Source organism: Rhodococcus sp. IEGM 1306, from assembly GCF_036541985.1.
GTDB classification, from domain to species: Bacteria; Actinomycetota; Actinomycetes; order Mycobacteriales; family Mycobacteriaceae; genus Rhodococcus_F; species Rhodococcus_F qingshengii.
Map to the genome: position 1 here is coordinate 1 of NZ_JAZHFF010000038.1, position 3,641 is coordinate 3,641.

The window sequence follows — 3,641 nt, forward strand, 5'->3', positions numbered from 1 at the left end:
AACCCGTGACAATGCAGGTGCCACCTCGCACAGGTTCGCGCGAACCTGTGCGCTTTCGCCAAATTCTGGATGTCCGTGCTGACGGACATTCGCAATCGCGGCACTCGGGATGTGTTCTTCCTGGTCTGCGACGGATTGAAAGGCCTGCCGGAAGTCGTCGAGAACGTATGGCCGGCCACGACGGTACAAACGTGCGTCGTGCATTTGATCCGCAACACCTTTCGGCTCTCGGGACGTCAACACTGGGACGCACTCAAACACGATCTCAGACCGATCTACACGGCACCGACCGAGGCTGCCGCTCACGCGGGGCTGGACGATCTCGCCGAGCACTGGGGTGAGAGGTATCCGGCGATCATCCGATTGTGGACCAACGCTTGGCAGGAGTTCATTCCGTTCCTCGATTACGACACAGAGATACGGCGAGTGCTCTGCTCTACCAACGCGATTGAGTCCCTCAATGCCCGCTATCGGAGGGCGGTGAAAGCTCGTGGCCATTTCCCTACCGAGGCGGCTGCGCTGAAGTGTCTGTATTTGGTGACACGTTCGCTCGACCCGACAGGCAAGGGCCAGGCACGATGGATAACGAGGTGGAAGCCCGCTCTGAACGCGTTTGCGATCACGTTCGCCGATCGTTGGCCGGGATCGGAAACTTACTGATGGAAAACCGCCGAAACACCGTTAAAGAGATAGACCCGCAAGCCGATTGCAGCAGCATCCCTGCAGCGAGCTTGATCGTCAGAGTGCGGATGATTTCAGGGACGGGCTTGAATGGCGCTGTGTAGACAGAGCCAAGTGCGGTGTTTGATCTCGCTCTGCGCCGACCGTCGGTGTTGGAAAATCAGGCTGTCGTTCAGATTGAAGGCGCTCGTGAATCCTGCCTCGGCACGAATCTCATCGAGTGAGCAGTAGTTGCCCCAGTCCTGGCCGCGTCGGGCTTCACTGTCGGTGAGCGCAGTCTCCTCGTTCGTGCTCGCATTGAAATAAGTGCTGCGATACCAGAACTCGGAACCACCGGAGGTGTCAGTCATGTACGTCGACGGTTGGTCAGGATCGATGTCACGTGTAGCGAGAACGGTGAACTGGTCATCGGCCGGCACCTTCCCGTCCACGTTGGCTGCTCGGTAGAAGTGAACCAGGTCGCCAAGTACGCCTGTGACATCAGCAAACGCCGCGTGCGGGTACTTGAGCGGAGAAACCAGTGTGACAGTCGTGTCGTCGGCGAGAGACTCAACCACGGCCTTCTCGCACTGCTCGCGAGCCAGTTCACCTACGTAGATGATCGATCCAGCCTCATACCCTTGAGTACTCGCTACCTTGATCTCAATCGCACCCTCAGGAACGCCCTCGACCAATGAGGTCCGTTCACGGATGTTATTGCGGCTGAATGAATCTGCTTGAAGTGTCGTACTCATATTCTCTTCTGAATATACATCAGATTGTGAAAATGAATATCAATAAGACGATCGTAACGAAGATCAGCGCAGCGATAAGCCAGCGATCCAGCCCTGGAGCCGCCACTGCCACCTTCGGTTGCTTCAACACTGACGCTGCGTGTGCGTTTACTGCCGTCATCTCGCCAACCGGGTCATACGTGAACAGCCCGATACCAACTTCATCGGCATACGCGACCGCAGCTTTGCTGTAACTCGACGCCGCAAAGAAGAACAACACCTTCTTGGTATCAGCCCCCCGCGCCCCGTAGAGCTGCTGCATCTCAGGCCTACCCGCAGCGCCGCCTTTCCACTTCACCTGCACCAACGCCCGTGACGATCGGACGTCGATCCCACCATCTGCTCCCCCAGTAGTTGCGACCGCATCAGTGAAGCCCCAGGACTTCATCTTGTCCGCTGCGTTAAGTTCAGCCTGGTGAGGGGTGGTGATGTACTGCATCTATTTCCATGTTCGCACACACGTTCGATTGATGCTATCGTCGCTGTCGCAGCGGGACGTGGTTGAAGGGAAGCTTCTGCGTCTCGCTGCTAGCATTCGCTCAACCGTTTGCTTTGCGTATACTGAGAGGCTGCTCCAAGTGTTCTGGTGGCAATCCCTGATCATCGCGGCTTCAACAGGAACGATCTCAGCAATCTCGACTCTGCTGGCAATCAAGTTCACGAACAGTGCGGGCGATGAACGACTCAAGAACCAGCTGACCGCTGAGAACGCACGGGCTACCGAGTCGCACGCTCATGATCGCAGACTGCGTGCCGATGAGGCACGATCCCAGTTTCAGCGTCATATCAATGACCGGATTATTGAGATTACGTCGTCCTTGATCGCAATGGCAGAAACGTACAGCAATCTCTACGAGGACACCTCATTCAATCTTGTCCTCGCTGCTAACGCCCCAGGACTGAGCGGAAGTCCAGAATCGTTGGCAAAACTGGCGAATTTTCACATTGAAGCGGCAAACCGAAGTTTCACAAGGCTCGCTGAGATGCCGTTTGAGATGAAACTCGCAAGTTCGGAACTTAGACTGATTGCCCCAGGTCTCGTGGAGGCATCTGCCCGCGAGCTTGTCGAAGTTGCCGAATCTATGTACCCCAATGGAGATCGTTCGATTGACCTGAAAAGACGGGAAGATCTCGCCAAAGCAATCGACAAGCTCGTTAGGGCCACACGAGCGTACGTCGAACTCTGAAATCCATTCCGCAACAGGAAAATACACTCTCGCAGGTACACAGCAAAGGAGAACATCGTGAAAGAACATCTCGACAAGTGCCCCCTCGACGGCGACCTACCTGACGGCACTTGCAAGTACGTCGGTCGCGCATACCGCGAGGGCTACGGAGTCTTGTGTAAGCAGCATGACTACCGATACCGGGTATACGGCGACCCTTACGCGAAGCCGCTCTCCAGCAGGGCCAAGGAACCGACTTACGCAGAGAGCGCGGTCGAGCGTGCGGCTGGAAACTACAGCAGAAATATCCCGTCGTAGCAGTAGATCGCGGTCGATGGCATCGTCGCTCTACTGCTAACTTTGAGCGTTCACATCGAATTCGACGGATGGCCACCCTTGGTCATTCACGCCCCGTACGCCGGTCAAGATGTTTCCAAGAATTGACATGGCGTCGGCCGCTCGTTCGTTAAATTCAGCTCGTGCCCCACCAAATAGCGCGCTGTGCTGGATCATCTGTCGCATCGTGTCATCTGACTGATCTGCTATATGCCTTAGATCCATCGGGAAATTCCCCATAGTCGAAGGCATATCCCGAGGCGTGCCGTTGGTGTAATCGCGAACTAGATTGAACCCGTGGAATGGATTGACACTTACGGACATTCGGTTCTGCAGCCATGAATCATATGCGTCCGAGAACCACGGTAGATTGCTTTCGAATCTCTGCGCTCGAACGTACGTGTCCAGTAGTTGCCACTTACCAGTCAGACTCGCCCAACTCGATTGCAGTGACATGCTTGGTTCGACACCATTATTGATTCGACCCAATGAAGCCTCGATTACATCAGCTGCTTCGCGCATCGAAACTCGAAGCTCGTCTGCGGATTGAGTAATGTTTGTTGCCGCACCTACCGGTTCAAGAAAGGCTTCACACTCCCGCTTGATTTGTGAGGTTCACCCCGGATGGTGGACACCGAGATAGCGGGACCGAGGGTTCCGCTGGGAGGATGTCCTCATGTCCCGC

General features: G+C 55.6%; 4 protein-coding genes and 1 pseudogene. 3 read left to right on the forward strand and 2 right to left on the reverse strand.

Translation table 11 applies throughout. From position 1 onward, the window contains the following. Nucleotides 1–57: 57 nt before the first annotated feature. Nucleotides 58–660, forward strand: a pseudogene (locus tag V3587_RS30610) (IS256 family transposase); the annotation flags it as partial. A 95-nt stretch (nt 661–755) separates the two neighbouring features. Here V3587_RS30610 and V3587_RS30615 read toward each other — a convergent pair. Beyond that, nucleotides 756–1,415 carry a hypothetical protein gene (locus V3587_RS30615; RefSeq protein WP_283377723.1) on the reverse strand — a complete coding sequence of 220 codons (660 nt, stop codon included), beginning with the start codon at nt 1,413–1,415 and terminating at the stop codon, nt 756–758. Between the two features lie 19 nt (nt 1,416–1,434). Next, nucleotides 1,435–1,893 carry a restriction endonuclease gene (locus tag V3587_RS30620; protein ID WP_283377724.1) on the reverse strand — a complete coding sequence of 153 codons (459 nt, stop codon included), beginning with the start codon at nt 1,891–1,893 and terminating at the stop codon, nt 1,435–1,437. Between the two features lie 139 nt (nt 1,894–2,032). Between V3587_RS30620 and V3587_RS30625 the strand changes: the two genes are divergently transcribed. Both V3587_RS30625 and V3587_RS30630 read left to right on the forward strand, forming a co-directional pair. Further along, nucleotides 2,033–2,641 (forward strand): hypothetical protein, encoded by a 609-nt coding sequence (locus V3587_RS30625; protein WP_283377725.1) that lies wholly within the window; start codon nt 2,033–2,035, stop codon nt 2,639–2,641. 57 nt (nt 2,642–2,698) lie between these two features. Beyond that, nucleotides 2,699–2,938, forward strand: coding sequence for a hypothetical protein (locus V3587_RS30630; RefSeq protein WP_283377726.1), 240 nt, complete (start codon nt 2,699–2,701; stop codon nt 2,936–2,938). Nucleotides 2,939–3,641: the final 703 nt, after the last annotated feature.